This window comes from Gordonia sp. NPDC003950 (assembly GCF_053605205.1).
Window position 1 is genome coordinate 14,492 of the sequence record NZ_JBSGIT010000007.1, and the last position, 17,784, is coordinate 32,275.

The 17,784-nt window shown below is 68.0% G+C and carries 12 protein-coding genes; 10 read left to right on the forward strand and 2 right to left on the reverse strand.

Features of this window, described 5'->3' with window-relative positions:
- Positions 1 to 11: 11 nt before the first annotated feature.
- Both nirB and ACWETB_RS07650 read right to left on the reverse strand, forming a co-directional pair.
- The gene (nirB, locus tag ACWETB_RS07645; RefSeq protein WP_452210339.1) at positions 12 to 2,618 is read right to left on the reverse strand and encodes a nitrite reductase large subunit NirB; all 2,607 of its coding nucleotides are present in this window, start codon (positions 2,616 to 2,618) and stop codon (positions 12 to 14) included.
- Between the two features lie 30 nt (positions 2,619 to 2,648).
- Entirely contained in the window at positions 2,649 to 4,097 is a 1,449-nt protein-coding gene (locus ACWETB_RS07650) for a nitrate/nitrite transporter (RefSeq protein ID WP_449744764.1), read from the reverse strand.
- A gap of 324 nt (positions 4,098 to 4,421) precedes the next feature.
- Here ACWETB_RS07650 and ACWETB_RS07655 point away from each other — a divergent pair, with 324 nt between their 5' ends.
- From ACWETB_RS07655 to ACWETB_RS07700, 10 genes are all read left to right on the forward strand, one after another.
- Positions 4,422 to 5,096 (forward strand): GAP family protein, encoded by a 675-nt coding sequence (locus tag ACWETB_RS07655; protein ID WP_452210560.1) that lies wholly within the window; start codon positions 4,422 to 4,424, stop codon positions 5,094 to 5,096.
- A 25-nt stretch (positions 5,097 to 5,121) separates the two neighbouring features.
- Positions 5,122 to 5,958 (forward strand): thymidylate synthase, encoded by an 837-nt coding sequence (locus tag ACWETB_RS07660; RefSeq protein WP_452210341.1) that lies wholly within the window; start codon positions 5,122 to 5,124, stop codon positions 5,956 to 5,958.
- 90 nt (positions 5,959 to 6,048) lie between these two features.
- Positions 6,049 to 6,537, forward strand: a complete 489-nt coding sequence (locus ACWETB_RS07665; protein ID WP_449744761.1) for a dihydrofolate reductase — start codon at positions 6,049 to 6,051, stop codon at positions 6,535 to 6,537.
- Positions 6,538 to 6,555: 18 nt separating this feature from the next.
- Positions 6,556 to 7,791, forward strand: a complete 1,236-nt coding sequence (locus ACWETB_RS07670; RefSeq protein ID WP_452210343.1) for a winged helix-turn-helix domain-containing protein — start codon at positions 6,556 to 6,558, stop codon at positions 7,789 to 7,791.
- Positions 7,792 to 8,010: 219 nt separating this feature from the next.
- Positions 8,011 to 10,839 carry a PEP/pyruvate-binding domain-containing protein gene (locus ACWETB_RS07675; RefSeq protein ID WP_452210345.1) on the forward strand — a complete coding sequence of 943 codons (2,829 nt, stop codon included), beginning with the start codon at positions 8,011 to 8,013 and terminating at the stop codon, positions 10,837 to 10,839.
- A complete protein-coding gene (locus ACWETB_RS07680; RefSeq protein WP_452210347.1) occupies positions 10,832 to 14,386 on the forward strand; it encodes an AMP-binding protein in 3,555 nt (1,184 codons plus the stop codon). Before ACWETB_RS07675 ends, ACWETB_RS07680 begins: the two co-directional genes overlap by 8 nt.
- Positions 14,383 to 14,649, forward strand: a complete 267-nt coding sequence (locus tag ACWETB_RS07685; protein WP_449744757.1) for an acyl carrier protein — start codon at positions 14,383 to 14,385, stop codon at positions 14,647 to 14,649. The genes ACWETB_RS07680 and ACWETB_RS07685 overlap by 4 nt, the downstream gene beginning before the upstream one ends.
- On the forward strand, positions 14,646 to 15,725 hold the full coding sequence (locus ACWETB_RS07690) for an SDR family oxidoreductase (RefSeq protein WP_449744756.1): 1,080 nt from the start codon (positions 14,646 to 14,648) through the stop codon (positions 15,723 to 15,725). Before ACWETB_RS07685 ends, ACWETB_RS07690 begins: the two co-directional genes overlap by 4 nt.
- Positions 15,722 to 16,723, forward strand: coding sequence for a nucleoside-diphosphate kinase (locus ACWETB_RS07695; RefSeq protein ID WP_449744755.1), 1,002 nt, complete (start codon positions 15,722 to 15,724; stop codon positions 16,721 to 16,723). Before ACWETB_RS07690 ends, ACWETB_RS07695 begins: the two co-directional genes overlap by 4 nt.
- Positions 16,720 to 17,721, forward strand: coding sequence for a ScbA/BarX family gamma-butyrolactone biosynthesis protein (locus tag ACWETB_RS07700; RefSeq protein ID WP_452210350.1), 1,002 nt, complete (start codon positions 16,720 to 16,722; stop codon positions 17,719 to 17,721). The genes ACWETB_RS07695 and ACWETB_RS07700 overlap by 4 nt, the downstream gene beginning before the upstream one ends.
- The last annotated feature ends 63 nt before the right edge of the window (positions 17,722 to 17,784 follow it).

Below are 17,784 nucleotides of genomic sequence, written 5' to 3' on the forward strand. Positions count from 1 at the left end.
GGTGTTCCCTCTCAGATGGTGCTGGGCTGGGTGCGGGCACCGGCACGGACGGCCGGTTCACCGAGGAGTACCGGAACCTTGCGGGCGCCGGAGTCGTCGAAGGCGATTGTCGGGTCCGGGGTGTCCGGGGCATTGACGAACGACACGAACCTGCGCAGTTTGTCCTCGTCGTCGAGGACGGCCGCCCACTCGTCGCGGTAGCCGGCGACGTGACGTTCCATGGCCGCTTCGAGATCCCCGGCGATCTCCAGACTGTCTGCGCAGATGATTTCCCGCAACTTGTCCAGGCCACCGTCGAAGGCCTGCTGCCACGGCGCGGTGCGTTGCAGCCGATCCGCGGTGCGGATGTAGAACATCAGGTACCGGTCGATGTAGCCGATCAGGGTGTCGTCGTCGATCCCGGACGCCAGCAGCTGCGCATGGACCGGATTCTGGCCGCCGTTGCCGCCGACATACAGATTCCAGCCGGCCTCGGTGGCGATCACGCCGACGTCCTTGCCGCGCGCCTCGGCGCATTCGCGTGCGCACCCCGAGACACCGAACTTGAGCTTGTGCGGCGACCGCAGTCCCCGATAGCGGGTCTCCAGCCGGACGGCCATCGCCACCGAATCCTGCACGCCGTACCGGCACCAGGTGGATCCGACGCAGCTCTTCACCGTGCGCAGACTCTTGCCGTAGGCGTGGCCGGATTCCATCCCGGCGTCGACGAGGCGCCGCCAGATCAGGGGGAGTTGTTCGACGCGGGCGCCGAACATGTCGATCCGCTGGCCGCCGGTGAGTTTGGTGTACAGCCCGAAATCGCGGGCGATCTCGCCGATCACGATGAGCTGCTCGGGGGTGACCTCCCCGCCGGGCATGCGGGGCACCACCGAATAGGTGCCGTTGCGTTGCAGATTGGCCAGGAAGTGGTCGTTGGTGTCCTGCAGGGCGGCTTGCTCACCGTCGAGGATGTGATCACTGGACGTCGAGGCCAGGATCGACGCCACGGTCGGCTTGCAGATCTCACATCCGCGTCCGGTCCCGAAGCGGCTCAACAACTCCGAGAAGGTGCGGATGCCGGTGGCCGCGACGACCGAGAACAACTCGGACCGTGACTGGGTGAAGTGCTCACACAAGGCCGTCGGCAGGTCGACGCCGGATTCGGCGAGCAACCGGGTCAGCGACGGCACGCAGCCGCCGCAGGTGGTGCCGGCGCCGGTGCACTTCTTGAGGTCGGCCACCGTGCACGCGCCCTCGGCGATGGCGCCGCAGATACTGCCCTTGGACACCCCGTTGCAGGAGCAGACCTCCGCGTCGTCGGGCAGTGCCGACAGACCGACACCCTCCGACGCGCCGCCGGCCGGTGCGATGAACGAGGCGGGATCACCCGGAAGTGCCTGTCCCACCAACGGTTTGAGCATCGCGTAGGCGTCGGCATCGCCGACCAGGATGCCGCCGAGCAGGGTGGTGGCGTCGTCGGAGATGACCAGTTTCTTGTAGGTGCCGGCCACCGGGTCGGAATGCACGATCTCCAGGGCGCCCGGTGTGGTGGCCATGGCGTCGCCGAAACTCGCCACATCGACGCCGAGGAGTTTGAGCTTGGTCGACATGTCGGCGCCGGTGAACTCCTCGTCGGCGACGTCGATGATGTCGGCGGCGGCGATGGCGGCCATCGTGTAACCGGGTGCCACCAGGCCGTAGCACCGACCGTTGACCGCGGCCACCTCGCCGATGGCATAGATGGCGGGATCGCTGGTGCGGCAACGGCTGTCGGTGATGATGCCACCGCGCTCACCGACCTCGAGTCCGGCGGCGCGGGCCACGGCGTCGCGGGGCCGGACGCCGGCGGAGAACACCACGAGCGCGGCGTCGAGCGTGCTGCCGTCGGAGAGGGCGACCTCCAGCATGCCCGGCGCGGAAGCGCTGGGGGCGTCGGCGATGGCCGTGGTGGACACCCCGGTGTGCACACTCAGACCCAGGTCGGTGACCAACCCGGCCAGCAGCGCACCGCCACCGTCGTCGACCTGCAGCGGCATCAGGCGAGGTGCGAACTCGACGACATGCGGTGACATCCCCAGCAGGCGAAGCGCATTGGCGGCCTCCAGGCCGAGGAGCCCGCCGCCCACCACGACACCCGGTGTGCCCGGCCCGGCCGCCTCGGCCGCGGCCCGGATCTCGTCGAGATCGGCGAGGGTGCGGTAGACGAAACTGCGCGGATGATCCGCTCCGGCGACCGGCGGGACGAACGGGTACGACCCGGTGGCCAGCACCAGGGTGTCGTAGCCGATGATCTCGCCGGTGCTCGTCGTCACGCGGCGGGTATCCCGGTCGATGACTGCGGCCGACTCGCCGAGACGCACCTCGACCATCTCGTCACCCGGATAATCGTTGCCAGGCAACGCCATTGACGCCGGATCCCACGCGCCGACATAACCGGACAACCCCACCCGGTCGTAGGCCGCGACCGGCTCCTCACTGAGCACCACGACCCGGCAGGTGTCGGCGACGTCGCGGCGACGGAGTTCCTCGACGAAGCGGTGACCGACCATCCCGTGTCCGACGACCACGACGGTGCGCAGATCGGTGGCGATGTGCAGATCGGAGGTGCTGCGTGGATCGGATGTGGTGTGCTGCGACATTGGTGTCCTCGTGGGCTGGTGGTGGTCGGTTCAGACGCGGGCGTCGCTGGGTGCGGCCACCGTGATGTCCGAGGTGGCGCTCGGCGCGGTGTTGCTCTGGTCGGCGTCGTCGAGGTGGATCTCGCGTCGGGCATAGAACCACCAGGTGACCGCAGCGGCCAGGGCGTAGAAGCCCAGGAACACCCAGAATGCCGCGGTGGCAGACTGATTCGCCTTGTAGCTGGTACGCAGGACCAGGTTGATGCCCACGCCACCCATGCCGCCCAGGGCGCCGGCGATGCCGATCAGCGCGCCGGACATCTTCCGTGACCAGATCACCTTGCCCATCGCGTCGAGGGTGGTGTTGGCGCGGGCCTTGTGCTCGAAGACGGTCGGGATGATCTTGTACACCGAGCCGTTGGCGATCCCCGAGATCAGGAACAGCAGGACGAATCCGACGATGAAGGCGGCCAGTTGCGGGGTTTCGATGCGGTGGGCGGGGTGACCGTCGGCGATGGTGCCGGCGACGACGAGGATGGCCGCCGAGGCGATCATGGCGCCGAAGCAGGCCAGGGTGATGCGGCCGCCGCCGAAGCGGTCGGCGAGTTTGCCGCCGTAGGGGCGGGCGATCGATCCGAGCAGCGGACCGATCCATGCGATCTGGGCCGCCGCCAGGGTCGGGTTCGCCGCGCCGGACGACTTGAAGCTCAGCTGCAGTACTTGGGTGAACGCGAAGCTGAATCCGATGAACGAACCGAACGTACCGATGTACAGCAGCGAGATGAGCCAGGTGTCGCGGTACTTCAGGCAGTCGAACATGGAGCGGTAGCTGGCGGTCTGGTGATCCAGATTGTCCATGTAGATGGCGGCGCCGATACCGGCGAACGCCAGGGCCACCAGGTAGATGGCGCAGATGATCTCGGGGCGGTCGGTGGTCAGCCAGATGACGACCAGGCCGATGAGCTGGATGACCGGGACGCCGATGTTGCCGCCGCCGGCGTTGAGTCCCAGCGCCCAGCCCTTGAGTCGCTGCGGGTAGAAGGCGTTGATGTTGGTCATCGACGAGGCGAAGTTGCCGCCGCCCAGACCGGTCAGTGCCGCCGCCAGCAGGAACCAGCCGAATCCGAACTCGCCGGGGTTGAGCATCAGGACCATCACCAGCGAGGTGGGGATCAGCAGTACGACGGCGGAGAAGATGGCCCAGTTGCGCCCGCCGAATTTCGCCGTCGCCTGGGTGTAGGGGATGCGCAGGCACGAACCGACGAATGCAGCGGTCGCGGTGATCGCGAACTTCTGATCCACGGAGATGCCGTACGCGGGCGTCATGAACAGGACCATCACCGAGAAAAGCGACCAGATCGAGAAGCCGATGTGCTCGCAGACGATGGACCAGGTGAGGTTGCGGCGGGCGATCTGCGCGCCGCCGCTGTCCCATGAGTCGCGGTCTTCGGGATCCCAGCCGGTGATGTGGTGTTTGCGGGTGTAGGTGTAGGCAGCCATCGGGCGTCATTCCTCGGGGTGGGCGTGTGTCGGCTGAGGCGTCCTCAGATGCGGAGTTCTCAGATGGGGGACTCGTCGACGGCGACGAGGTTGTCCTTAACGGTAGGAAGCCGGGATTGCCACGACTTATCTCAGCGTGAACCCGCGGTCACTTTCTGCTCACCGACCCGCGGCGGCGAGTGTGAGACCGATTGTGGGGACCGATGTCGGGCGAATCCGTGCCGTCGAAGTGTGCAGGTGCGTGCACACGCCGTCGTACCGTGTGATGCTGGGAGTTCTGCGTCCGGTACTCCGACCGGCAACAATGCGACGAAAGCGGTGCGAGTGGTCTCGGCGATCGGATCGGTCCTTCCCATTGCGATCGCGCTCGCCATCGCACCGTTGACCATCATCAGTGGCATCGTCCTGCTCCTCGGCGAGCGAGGGCGCCTCAAGGCGGCATTGTTCGGCGGTGGGTGGTTCGTGGTCATCGCGGCCGTCACCGCGGTGGCCTACCTGGTCACCGATGTGGCCGAGGAGGAGGACGTCGAGGTCGCCGACGACGGCGTGCACGTTCTGACCGCGGTGATCGGTGTGTTCTTCCTGGTGCTCGCGGTGGTCATGTGGTTTCGCCGGCCCCGAAGCGACGAGCCGCACGAGGAGTCGGCGCTGATCCGGCGCGTCACGGGAATGTCGCCGATCGGTGCGCTCGGACTCGGTGCGGCCGAGGGCGTCGTGGTGATCAAGAACATCCCGTTGTGTCTTGGCGCGGGCGCGGTCCTGGCGCGTTCCTCCGAGCTCGCGGCCCCGCAGGCGTGGGCGGTGATCGCCGCGTTTGCCCTGGTCGCGAGTGCGGGGGTGTTCATCCCGGTCCTCATCGCCGTGGCCGGTGGCCGGCGGCTCGATGCCCCGTTGGCTGCGACCCGGACCTGGCTCGAACACCACATGTCGCCGATCACCATCGTCACGCTGCTGGTGGTCGGCGTGTACTTCCTCCTCAAGGCCTTCACGGTCATTTGAGGTCGGGCGACCTACACTGGACCGCGTGACAACGGCCACCGACATCGCCGCCGGCGCCGCGGCGCAGATCCCCACGCCGTATGAGGATCTCCTGCGACTCGTCCTCGAGACCGGCACCCCCAAGGCCGATCGCACCGGCACCGGCACCCGAAGCCTGTTCGGCCATCAACTCCGATACGACCTGGCGCAGGGCTTCCCGCTGATCACCACCAAGAAGGTGCATCTGAAGTCGATCATCTACGAACTGCTGTGGTTCCTCCGGGGTGATTCGAATGTGCGCTGGCTGCAGGAACGCGGCGTCACCATTTGGGACGAATGGGCCGACGCGAACGGTGAGCTGGGCCCCGTCTACGGAGTGCAGTGGCGGTCCTGGCCCACGCCGTCGGGGGAGCAGATCGATCAGATCTCCGCGGCGCTGGACATGCTCAAGACCAACCCGGATTCGCGACGCAACATCGTCTCGGCATGGAACGTCGGGGAGATCCCGCAGATGGCACTGCCGCCGTGCCACGCGTTCTTCCAGTTCTACGTCGCCGACGGCAAACTCTCGTGCCAGCTGTATCAACGTAGCGCCGACCTGTTCCTCGGCGTGCCGTTCAACATCGCCTCCTACGCACTGCTGACTCACATGATGGCGCAGCAGGCCGGACTCGATGTCGGGGAGTTCGTCTGGACCGGCGGGGACTGCCACATCTACGACAATCACATCGAGCAGGTCACCCGGCAGCTCTCGCGTGAGGCGTACCCGTATCCGACGTTGGTGCTGCGGCACCGGGATTCGATCTTCGACTACGAGTTCGACGACATCGAGGTGCTCGGGTATCAATCGCACCCGGGGATCAAGGCGCCCGTCGCCGTCTGACGCCCACTCGACGGAATTCGGCGCCCACTCGGCCGGATAGGACGCCCACTCGACGGAATTCGGCGCCCACTCGACGGTAGGGTGGACGACATGATCACGCTGATCTGGGCGCAGGATCGGGCCGGGGCCATCGGCCGAGACAACACCATCCCGTGGCGGGTGCCCGAGGACATGGCCCGGTTCCGGGCGATCACCGGCACGCACGCCGTGGTGATGGGCCGCAAGACCTGGGAGTCGCTGCCGGAGCGGTTCCGCCCGCTGCCGGGGCGACGCAACATCGTGGTGACCCGTTCGGTGGACTATCGGGTGGACGGCGCCGACGTCGTGCACACCGTCGACGATGCGATCGCGCTGGCCGGGGTGGATGTGGTGGTCATCGGCGGCGGCGAGATCTATTCGGCCGCCATGGATCGGGCCACTCACCTGCGCGTCACCGAAATCGACGTGCTCGTCACCGGCGCCGACGCCTTTGCGCCGTCGGTCGACGAATTACGCTGGGACACCGTCGAAACGAGTGAGTGGCAGCGGTCGCGCACCGGTACCCACTACCGGTTCCTCGATTACGTCCGGCATTTGTGAGCGGGGCGTCGTCGGTCGATGTCCGCTGACCTCACGCCGACGCAGGCGCGGCGTGTCGCCCTGACCGCTCAGGGGTTCACCGATCGTCGGCCCACCGGTGCGCCGACGATGCGACTTGTCGAACGAGTTGTGCAGCGTGCCAAACTGTTTCAGATGGACTCGGTAAACATCGCAGTCCGTGCGCATTACCTGCCGCTGTTCAGTCGGCTCGGTGCCTACGATCGTGGACTCCTCGATCGCGCCGCCTGGCGACCGGGCCGGGGGCGCCGAGTGCTCACCGAGTACTGGGCGCACGAGGCGGCGCTCATTCCCACCGACGACTGGCCGCTGTTCGGCTTCCGGATGGCCGAGTTCCGCGACGGCCGGTATCAACACACCCGAGATATGATGCGGCGCAACCGAACCCTGGCCGCCGACATCCGTGACGTGATCGCCGCCGGCGGGCCGATGATTCCCCGGCGCATCGAGGCCGCGCTGGGCATCGAGCGGGATCCGGCCCCGTCGGGCGGCTGGTGGAATCGTGGTGAGGTCAAACACCTGTGTGAGGCGATGTTCGCCGCCGGCGAGTTGGCCGCCACCCGCGACGACGCGTTCGGCCGACACTATGACCTCGCCGAACGGGTGCTCGGACCGGATATCTGTGCCCGGCGCGTCTCACGGGAGGACGCCCACCGCGAACTGGTGGCCCGCGCCGCCGCCGCACTGGGTGTCGCGACCGTTGCGGATCTGGCCGACTACTATCGCCTCAAGGTGGTCGACGTCCGCCCGGCCATCGACGAACTGGTATATTCCGGTGAGCTGCAGGAGGTTTCGGTATCCGGGTGGAAGGATCGGACCTATCTGCACGCCACCGCCGACGGTGGTGGCCGCGCGAAACGCTCCCGCGCACCCCACGGGACGATTCTCTCCCCGTTCGATCCGCTGGTATTCTTCCGTCCCCGCGCCAAGCGGATCTTCGATTTCCATTACCGTATCGAGATCTACGTCCCCGAGCACAAACGCGTCCACGGGTACTACGTGCACCCGTACCTGCTCGGTGACCGGATCGCCGCCCGCGTCGACCTCAAGGCCGATCGCCGGCGGGGTGTCCTGATGGTGCCCGGCGCCTTCGTCGAAGAGGGACACGACCCGGGTGAGGTGGCAGAGAATCTCGGTGCGCACCTGCGTGAGCTGGCGCAATGGCTCGGCGTGGGCGATGTCGAGATCGGTGGTCGTGGATCGCTCGGCGCGGCACTGCGTCGAACGTTCAACTGACTGCGTCATCGTCGTGTAGCGCGCGGGGGGTCATCATCGATAGACCGGGTGAGCGTGACGCGCGCCGACGCCCGGCAACGGTCTCGATGGGATGCGGCGGTGTCGTCGGGGTGGCGCGTGGTGCATTTTCTCCGTTTTCGTGCATTCGGCGAGACGGCACATACATCGCGGCAAGCCGTTAGTGTGACAAAAGGACCAGACTTCCGGAGAGGAAACGCTGTGCACCTGTTGGGGCCGTGGAGCGAACAATCAGAGCTGGCCGGACGCGGGGGAGGCAAGGCCGGTGGCCTTCGTCTGTTGTCCGAAAGTGGTCTGCAGGTACCGGATTGGATCGTCCTGGGCACCGATGTCTTCGATCTGGTGGTGCTCGAAACCGGACTCGCGTCCGGTCTGCATCGACTCCGGACCGCGACCGAACTCGACGACGCCCTCGTCGTGGCCGCCGACGTGCGTGACGAGATCATCCACTGTGCCCTGTCTGCCGACGTGAGTGAGGTTATCCGACAGGCATATTCGCGGGTCGGTGGCTCGGCGGTGGCGGTGCGGTCGTCGATGGCGGGCGAGGACGGCGAGTATCGTTCGTACGCGGGCCAATTCGACACATTCCTGAACGTATGTGGTGAGTCCGCGGTGATCGACGCCGTGCGCGGATGCTGGGCGTCGGCGTTCTCACCACGGTCGATCGCCTATTCCCACGCTCGCGGCGGCGGTGACGCCGGCGGAGTCGCCGTCATCCTGCAACACCTCGTCGACGCCGATGCCAGCGGGGTCGTATTCACCTGCAACCCGATCACCGGTAGCGCACAGGAGACCGTCATCAGCGCGGTGTACGGTCTCGGCGAAGGCCTGGTGTCGGGTGCGGTGGACGCCGACACCTACATCGTCGACGCCGATGGTGTGATCGGCGATACCGCCATCGGCGCCAAGGAAAGTCGTCATCGACCCGATCCGGACGGCGGAGTGCAGCAGGAGCCGGTCGGCATCACCGAGCGGGCGCGTGTGGTACTGACCTCCGCCGAGATCGGCGAATTGACCTCGGCGGCACACCATGTCGCCGACTCCGTCGGGTCACCTCAGGATATCGAGTGGGCGATCAGCGATGGCACCCTCTGGTACCTGCAGGCGCGGCCGGTGACCGCGTCGGCGCCGGCGACCACCGACGTCGGCGGACACCGTGGCGATGGCGATGTCCGCGATACTGTTGTCCGCGAGGCCATTGCGCGCGGTGCGGTTGTGCGTGGTGCCGGAGAAATGCTGGGGGACAACGAGAAGCGAATCTGGGACAACTCCAACATCATCGAGAGTTTCAACGGCATCACCTCACCGTTGACGTTCACCACCGCCGCCGACATCTACGGGCGGGTATACCTCGGCTACGCCGAATCACTGCGTGTGCCGCCTGCCCAACTCGCGCAGGTCGCGCGGTGGACCCCGGTGATGCTGGGGACCTTTCACAGCCGGGTCTACTACAACCTGGTGCATTGGTACCGAATGGTGGGTATCGCGCCCGGGTACCCGCTGAACCGCAAGGTCCTCGAGGCCGCACTCGGCGTGGCCGAACCGCTGGACACCGCGTGGGCAAAGACGTTGCGACCCTACGACTTCGCCACACCGCTGCATCGGGTGGTCGGACGTGCGGTCACCACGGTCACCTATCTGCGCCGGCTGCGCGACATCGATGCCATCGTGGCGGACTTCCTCGAGGAGTTCTATCGGGTCTACGACCGCTTCGAGGAACTGGATCTGGACTCGGTGTCCGGAGCGCAGGCCTACGCCGCCTATCGGGATGTGGACGCCGATCTGGTCCGGCGGTGGGGACCGTTGATGGTGCTCGACGCGATCCTGTTGACCCTCACCGGCTCGATGTACCTGCTGACGAAGGTGTTTCTGCCGAAGGCCCCCGAATGGTTTCTCTATGCGGTCCTCGGTCCGGGTGCCGATGTCGAATCCGCGGAGCCGGCCCGGGCGATGACCGACCTGGCCCGGCGCGCGGTCGCCGACCCCGCGGTGCGGCACCTGATCGAGACGACCGCACCCGCGCGGTGCCGTGACGCCCTGGTCGCCGGCGGGCACACCGCGTTCCTCGCCGCGGTCGAGGACTACCTGCGCCGCTACGGGTATCGGAGCCTGGACGAGTTGAAACTCGAGATCCCCGACCTGCGTGAGGATCCGTCGTCGGTGTTCGTGATGGTGCGTAGCGCGATGACGCAGGCGCAGGACTCGTCGGTGACGCGCGGCGCGGGGAGCTCGTCGACTCCCACGGCGCAGGAGTATCTCGATGAGCACCTGGCCGGTATCCGGCGACGCATCTATGATCGCTTGCGCGCCAAGGTGTCCCGATGCGCAGCGCACCGCGAGCGGTTGAGATTTGCGCGCACCAGGGCCTTCGGGATGGTCAAGAGACTGATCCGGGTGATGGCTCGTGACCTCGTCGAGCGGGGGGTGCTGGAAAACTTCGAGGACGTTTTCGACCTCACGGTGCACGAACTGCGCCGGTGTTACGATTCCGGGCCCCCCGACGATATCGCTGACATGGTGCACGCACGACGGGCGGCGCGCCTGGACGATTCGGCGCTCGTGGCGCCGGAACGCTTCGTGACCGTCGGCGCGCAGTTCGGCGACGCCGAGCTCTCGGAGCAGGGCTGGGTGCCGCTCGAGTCGATTCCACCCGCACCGACCGGCTCGGTGCTGGTCGGCACCCCCTCGTGTGCCGGGGTCGCCGAGGCCACCGCCGCGGTGGTCACGCGGCCCGACGACGTTCGTGGTGGCGTCCTGGTCGCCTACCGCACCGATCCCGGTTGGGTGGCCGCGCTGCCGTCGGCGTCGGCCCTGGTGATCGAGCGCGGCAGCCCCCTGACCCACGTCGCGATCGTCGCGCGGGAACTCGGCGTGCCGACCGTCGTACAGGTCCGTGACGTGACGGCCCGATTGCGCAGCGGAATGCGGGTCCGGGTGGACGGCACCGTAGGCACCGTGACGGTGCTGGAGTCGGCACCCGAGGACGCGGCCGATGACGCCGAACCACTTCGTGAGGAGCGACATGCGTGAACTCGACGACCTGAGCGCCACCGAAGTCATCCGGGGCTGGTTACGGAACCCGTCGCACGACCGCGGCATTCATCTGGCCGGTGAGGGGCAGGAGTGGACGTTCCGCTCCTACGGCGCCATCGCCGATCATGCGGTGCGGATCGCGGCGGACGTGCGGGAGCACGGCGTCGCCGGCGGCGACGGGGTGTGTGTCATCCTGCCGACCGACCACACCTGTGCCGCGGCGTTCTATGCGGTGTGGGTGTGCGGTGGTGTGCTGACCCCCATCGTGCCGCCGACGTTTGCCGATCTCGACCAGTACCGGTCCCACGTCGCCGCCATCATCGATCAGGCGCGGCCACGGCTGGTGGTGACCGAACCGGGACTCGCCGGGCTGGTGCGGGAGGCACTCGAGTTGTCACGTGTGCGCTGCCGGCTGCTGGAGGTGACCGATGACCCGGCGCCAACGGCGGGCGAGGGCGCCGACCTCGACGAGGTGTGGGGCCCGGCCGGCGACTGTGCGTTGCTCCAGTTCACCTCCGGATCCACCGGTGCGCCCCGAGGCGTGCGTATCTCGTGGGAGAGTCTGTCCACCAACACCGCCATGATCAGCGAGCTACTCCGGTGGCGCGACGGCGAACCGATGGCATCGTGGTTGCCCCTTTATCACGACATGGGGCTGGTGGGCGGATTCCTGACCACCGTGACCAATCAGGAGGATCTCCACCTGATGCGGCCGGATCACTTCGTCCGTGACCCCGTGCGGTGGCTACGTGCGATGACCGTCGCGCGTCACACGCCGTCGCCCTCGTTCGCGCTGGGCTATCTCGCGCACCGCATCGGGGCCGACGAGATCGCGGACCTCGATCTGTCCGGGTGGCGAACGCTCGCCGTCGGTTCCGAACCCGTCGAGATCGGCGACCTGCAGTCGTTCACCGAGCTCGCCGGTCCGTGCGGATTCGATGCCGAGGCCGTCACCCTGGCCTACGGATTGGCGGAGTCGACGTTGATGGTCTGCTCCTCGCGCCGGGACGCACCCATCACATTGGTGCGTCCGGGCGTGGGTGGACTGCGCTTCGGGTACCCCGTCGACATCGCCGAGACCCGCGAATTCTCTGCTGGTGCAACCTATTCCGGTTCCGGATGGATCGCCGGACTCGGCTGTTCGACGGCCCGTTCACAGGTCGCGATCGTCGACGACGCCGGAGACACGCTCCCCGCCGGGGTTCTCGGTGAGGTGATCGTCACCGGCAGCTCGGTCGCCTCGGGCTATTCCGACGACCGCGCGCCGGCCGCCGGGAGCACCCGCATCATCGACGGGGTTCTCTACACCGGCGATGCGGGATTCCTGCTCGACGATGAACTCTTCGTGTTGGGCCGGATGGGGTCGAGCCTCAAGGTCCGCGGACGGTCGGTGTTCATGGAGGATCTGGAATCGAAGGTGTCCGCCGAATCCGGCATCACCAAGGGCAAACTCGCCGCCGTCGCCGTCACCGACTCGGGCGACCGCGGGGTCGCACTGTTCGCCGAAGCGCCACCCGGTGAGTGGATGAGTGCCGCGCGCACCATCATTCGTGCCGAGCTCGGGCCCGCGCACACGGTCACCGTCGTCACCGGGCCGCGCGGATTGATCCGCCGCACCTCCAGCGGTAAGCCTCGCCGGCGGCACATGTGGCAGCTGCACATCGCGGGCGCTCTCGACGGCGCCCAGACCCACGACGTGGACGGAACCAGCGCCCACCCGGCACCGACCCCGACCCTCGGCGCTCAGCGCGTCACCGGACTGCTGGACTCCGCACTGGAGTTGGTGACGGTGCCCGACGCATGTGCGGTGGTGTTCGAGGGTTCGCTCGCCGAGGGATTCGGCAACGAGGGTTCCGACGTCGACTTCCTCGTCATCGCGGCCGGCGACGACGAGATGCCGACGCTACCCTCGGTGCTGTTCGCCGATGGTCGTCGGCTCGAGATCCGCACGCGGTCGGTGGCCCAGCTGCGGGAGCAACTCGAGACGGTGGCGCGACACACCGCCACCGACTCCGTCGACGAACTCGGCGAGGACCTGCTCAACCGGTGTCAGCGATTCCTGAACTCCACCACCATCCGCGACGGCGCCGGGGTCGATCTGGACGAACTGCGAAACATCCTGTCGCGCGAGCGATTCGCCGATACGCTGACCTCGTGGTGGGCGGATCGGGCCCGGCAGGCCTTCCGTCAGGCGGTTGCGCTGCGTGTGCTGGGCTGTGCCGACGAGGCACTCGGGTGGGCCGTCGACGCGCTGACCCAGGCCGCCAAGTGCTGGTGCGCCGCGCATGGCGAAACCTACCTCGAATCCAAATGGCTGCCCCGTCAATTGGATCGGGCCGCCGAACGCGGTGACGCCGATCTGATCGACCGATATCGCGTCCTTGTCGACGACGCGCGTCGCACGCCGGAGCCCGACAGGGCGTGGTGGGCGCGGGTCGCCGAGATGTCGACCGCGTTCGGTGTCGACGCGGACCGATGGTGCGATCCGGCTCCGCTCCGCCTGACCCGGGTGCCGGGTGTGACGACCTGGACCGTGGCCGATCGTATCCACGTCATCCGTTCCGGCGCCGACGTTGTCGCGCTGAGCGACCGCGCGGCCCAGGTGTGGCGTCAGGTGGTGTTCCGCCGGCCCTTGACGGCCGTGCTCGGGGGTGCCACGGCGGCCATGGAGGAATCGGAGACCGACGAGTCCGGGGCCGGGGGAGCCGTTCGGTCCCGATTGCAGTCGCACTCGCAAACGGAGTCGCACCCGCCGTCGCCGTCGGTAGCCGCGTGTATCGCCGAGTTCATCCGTCTCGGGCTGGTGGGGCTGGACTGGCGAGGTGCGGGTCCGGTACGACCCGCGATGACGATGTGCGAACCCTCGCCGCCCTACACGCCGATGCCCTACACGCCGCCTCTCGGCGGCGGGCGACCGCTGGTGGGGCTGACCGGCGCGGCGCGACCCGACACCGGAATCGCGGTGCTCTCACCGCTGCCCGCCGCCCGATTCGCCTCCGCGGCACTGGATCTGACGTGGGCGAATGTGGTCGCGGAGAACGCCCGCGAGGATCTGGCCGGAGCGGTCAAGAGCGGCCAGGGCGCGGTGGCGCAGGTCGCCGCACATCGGCTGATCGCAATGTCGGCCCGAATGATGCTGTCCTCGAACGGTATCCATCCGTTGCCGCCAGACGTCGCACCGGTCGCGACGCTGCGGCGGCTGCTTCCCGACGGGGCCGGACACGACGCGTTGGTGATGCGGTTCGAGGCGGCCACCGCGGTGGACTTCCCGGCGCTGGTCGACGGGGGTGATCCGCTGGCCGGTCTCGAGACCCTCGACGACCTCCTCGGCGAGGTCCGGGCCCGCGTCGGGGGTGCCGACTTCCCGTCCTCCTTCGACTCGAAGGACCAATGGCGCGCCACCCTGGGGATCGCCTACGACTGGGTCCGTATCGGTACCCACCTCGGGGTCCCGCTGCCGTTGGCCGAGGCCGGCGACCTGGTCGGGACCGGAGGCGCGCAGCCACACACCGAAGCGCAGCCACACACCGGAGCGCAGCCATGAGCGAGGTGACGGCCGGTGTGCGCGAGGTGATCGCCGCCATGATTCCGCCGTCGGTAAGCAACGTGGGTGCCGAGGACCTCACCGGAACCGCACGCCTGCGCGAGGACCTAGGCTTCGAGTCCATCCGGCTCATCGAACTCACCATGGTCCTCGAGCGACGCTTCGCACTCACCGCGATACCACCGGAACACCTGGCCGGCGTGCGCACCGTCGACGATGTGATCGCCGTGATCACCCGAGCGGTCGAGGCGGGTGCGGCGTGAAGGACCATGTGCTGCTCACCGGCGCCGCGGGCCTCGTCGGCGTCGAAGTCATCGCCCGCCTTCAGGCACACGGGACGCCGGTGATCGCGTTGACCCACCATGTCGGTGAGTTCGTCGCGAATGACGGTGCGCTCGTCACCCCGCGACGCGTCGTCACCGGTGACGTCCGGGAGCCCGACTTCGGTTCCGGGGTCCGCGAGGTCGCCGACGATCTGCGTCGCGAGGTGGGGGCGATCGTGCACTGTGCGGCGACCACCGCGTTCGACGCCACCGACGAGGAGTACGCCACACTCAACGTCGCCGGCACCGCGAACGCCATCGAACTCGCCCGCCGCTGGGAGGTGCCGCTGGTGCACGTCTCCACCGCCTACGTCTGCGGGCTGCGCACCGGGCGGATCGCCGAGGACGATCTCGATGCCGGACAACGATTCGGCAACCGCTACGAGCACAGCAAGTTCCGTGCCGAGCAGCTCGTCGACCAGGCCCGCGACGAGGGCCTGCGTGCGGTCACGGTGCGACCCGGGATCGTCACCGGCACCACCACCGACGGGGCGATCCGCGACCACAAGAACCTCTACACCGTCGTCAAGCTGATGGTCGAGGGCAAACTGCGCACCCTGCCCGGTCGCTACGACGCCACCATCTCCCTCGCCCCGGTCGATCACGTCGCCGAGGTGGTCACCGCCGCGGCCCTGCGCGCCGACGAACTCGACGGGATGACGCTGCACGCCGTGGGTTCTCACCCGATGACCCTCCGCGAACTGTCCGATGTCCTTGCCGAATACCCCTCCTTCGCGGTGGCCACCTTCGTCCCCGACTCGGCCTTCGACGTCGACGCACTCGAGGCGATCGAACGTGACTACTACCTCCGCGTCGGATCGCTCTACACCAGCTACTTCGCGCGGCGCCTGTCCTTTGACACCACCCACGCCGACGCGCTCCTGGGCCGCCGGTCACCGGAATGCGGCGCCGAATACCTGCGACTGCTGCTCGACCACAGCCTCGACATCGGCTACCTCGGTGCGCCACTGCCCGGCGTCGAGGCGATCCTCGCCCGACTCGGGGGTCGACGATGAATGCTCCCGTCCCATCCCCGGCGCGCGAGATGGTCGGAACACCTCGCCCGACCGTGGACCTCCTCGCCGCACTCGGTGTCCCCGCCGCACACCACGCCGAACTGCTCGGTGACACCTACGTCCTCGAGGCGATCGAACATCTCGACCGCGCCGGAGTCGATCCGCGATGGTTCGCCACCGGATGCTCGTTGCTGCTGATCAAACCCGACGCGATCGTGGCGCGGGCCGTGCAACCCAGCCTGGACTGGCTCGCCGACCGGGGGTGGCTCGTGCGTCACGCCGCTCGGGTGCCCGCGGATCGTCATCTCGCACGGGCGCTCTGGGCGCGGTCCTGGGCGACCGCGTCACCGGAGCGGCGACGTCTCGCGGACTTGCTGGTAGGCATCTGCGATGCGATGGTTCTCGTCGTCGAGGAGCCCACGCAGCCGGGGACCGAATCGGCGACCGAACGGCTCACCCGGGAGAAGGGGCCGACGAAACCGTCGGCGCGGATGCCGGGGGAACTGCGGTACCTGCTCGGGCGCCACACGTACCTGCTGAACCTGGTGCACACCCCGGACACGCCGATCGACGTGCTGCGGGAATGGGCGATCATCTCCGATGAGGCGGCGAGGCAACGATGTCTGGCCGACCTGATCCGACCGCCCGACGTATCCGATGCTGCCGACGAATCCGATGGTGCCGCAGCGGCTCTGAGCCTGGCCCACGAGCTCTACCGCCAGGTGCCGGCGTGGGGTTTCGAGCGGGACGCGGCGCTGGCCCGTATCCGCCACGACCTCGCCGGCACCGGAATCGGAACCGGGTGCGCATCCGGCGATGACGCCGCGTGTGCCGCACTTCTTCGCGCCGCATGGGCGTCGGGAACGCCGATGGACCCGTGGTCGGTGATCGTGCTCGGCTCCCATGTCCTGCCGATGATCGGCGATCCACAGGTGCGCGCGGCGTCCTCGGCGCCGATCGCACCGACCACCTTCTCGACCACCCGGAGGGCACGATGAGTACCGACCCACTGAGCTCACGACCCGAACACGCTGTGCACGAGACGATCTCGACACACTCTCAGACCATTGCCCGTGAGCTCGTGCACCGCTGCGCGATCTCGGAGGTGTTCGTCACCTCGCTCGACCGACCGTATCCCAGGGGTGACGCCGATTTCGTCGTCGGTGCGCAACTGCCGCGTATGCACGCCTACTACGGCGATCACCTCGGTGCCCAGGCCGGGCGCCATGATCCGCTGATGGTGATGGAGGTGGCGCGGCAGGCGTCGATCGCATTGACCCACACCTACTTCGACGTCCCGATCGACAGCGCATTTCTGGTGCGTACCTTCAACGGGCTCGCCGCACCGGGATCCGCGTGGGAGATCGGTCGCGCACCGGCCGACCTGGACATCGCTGTGCGCGTGGCGAATCGGCATGTAGCCGCGGAACGGTTGCGGGGCCTCGATCTCATCCTCGACGTCGGCCTGGACGGCGCGCATCTCATGACCGTCGACGGTTCGTTCTCGTGGACCACCCCGAAGCAGTGGCGGGCGTTGCGGTCGCAGGCCCGTGGCGGCGCCGAGATCGGGCCCATCACGATGCCCGATCCGATCTCGGAGGAGACGGTGGGTCGCAACGATCCGCGCAACGTCGTCATCGGCTCGTGGGACCCGGCGGCCGGGGCACCGAGCGCACCGCTGGTCGTCGACATCGACCACGGTGGACTGTTCGACCATCATCTCGACCACGTGCCGGGAAGCCTGTTGCTGGAGGCCGCGCGGCAGGTCGCGCTCGCCGTGTCCGGTGTGGTGCCCGGTGTGCCGGCCGGCCGGATCACCGCCGTGCACAGCACATTCGGACAGTTCGTCGAACTGGATCGGCCCGCGGTGTGCGTGGCGCGGCGGGTCACCTCCGCGGACGGGGTCACCACGGTGCTGGTGAGCATCGAGCAGGAGGGTCGACGCTGTGCCGACATCCATGTCGCGGTGACCTCGGACGCGGCGCAGCGCCGGTGAGCGTCATCGACCGGGGTCGGGGCACGACGCCGCGAGGTGTCTCGGCGTCTCGGCTCGTCCGGT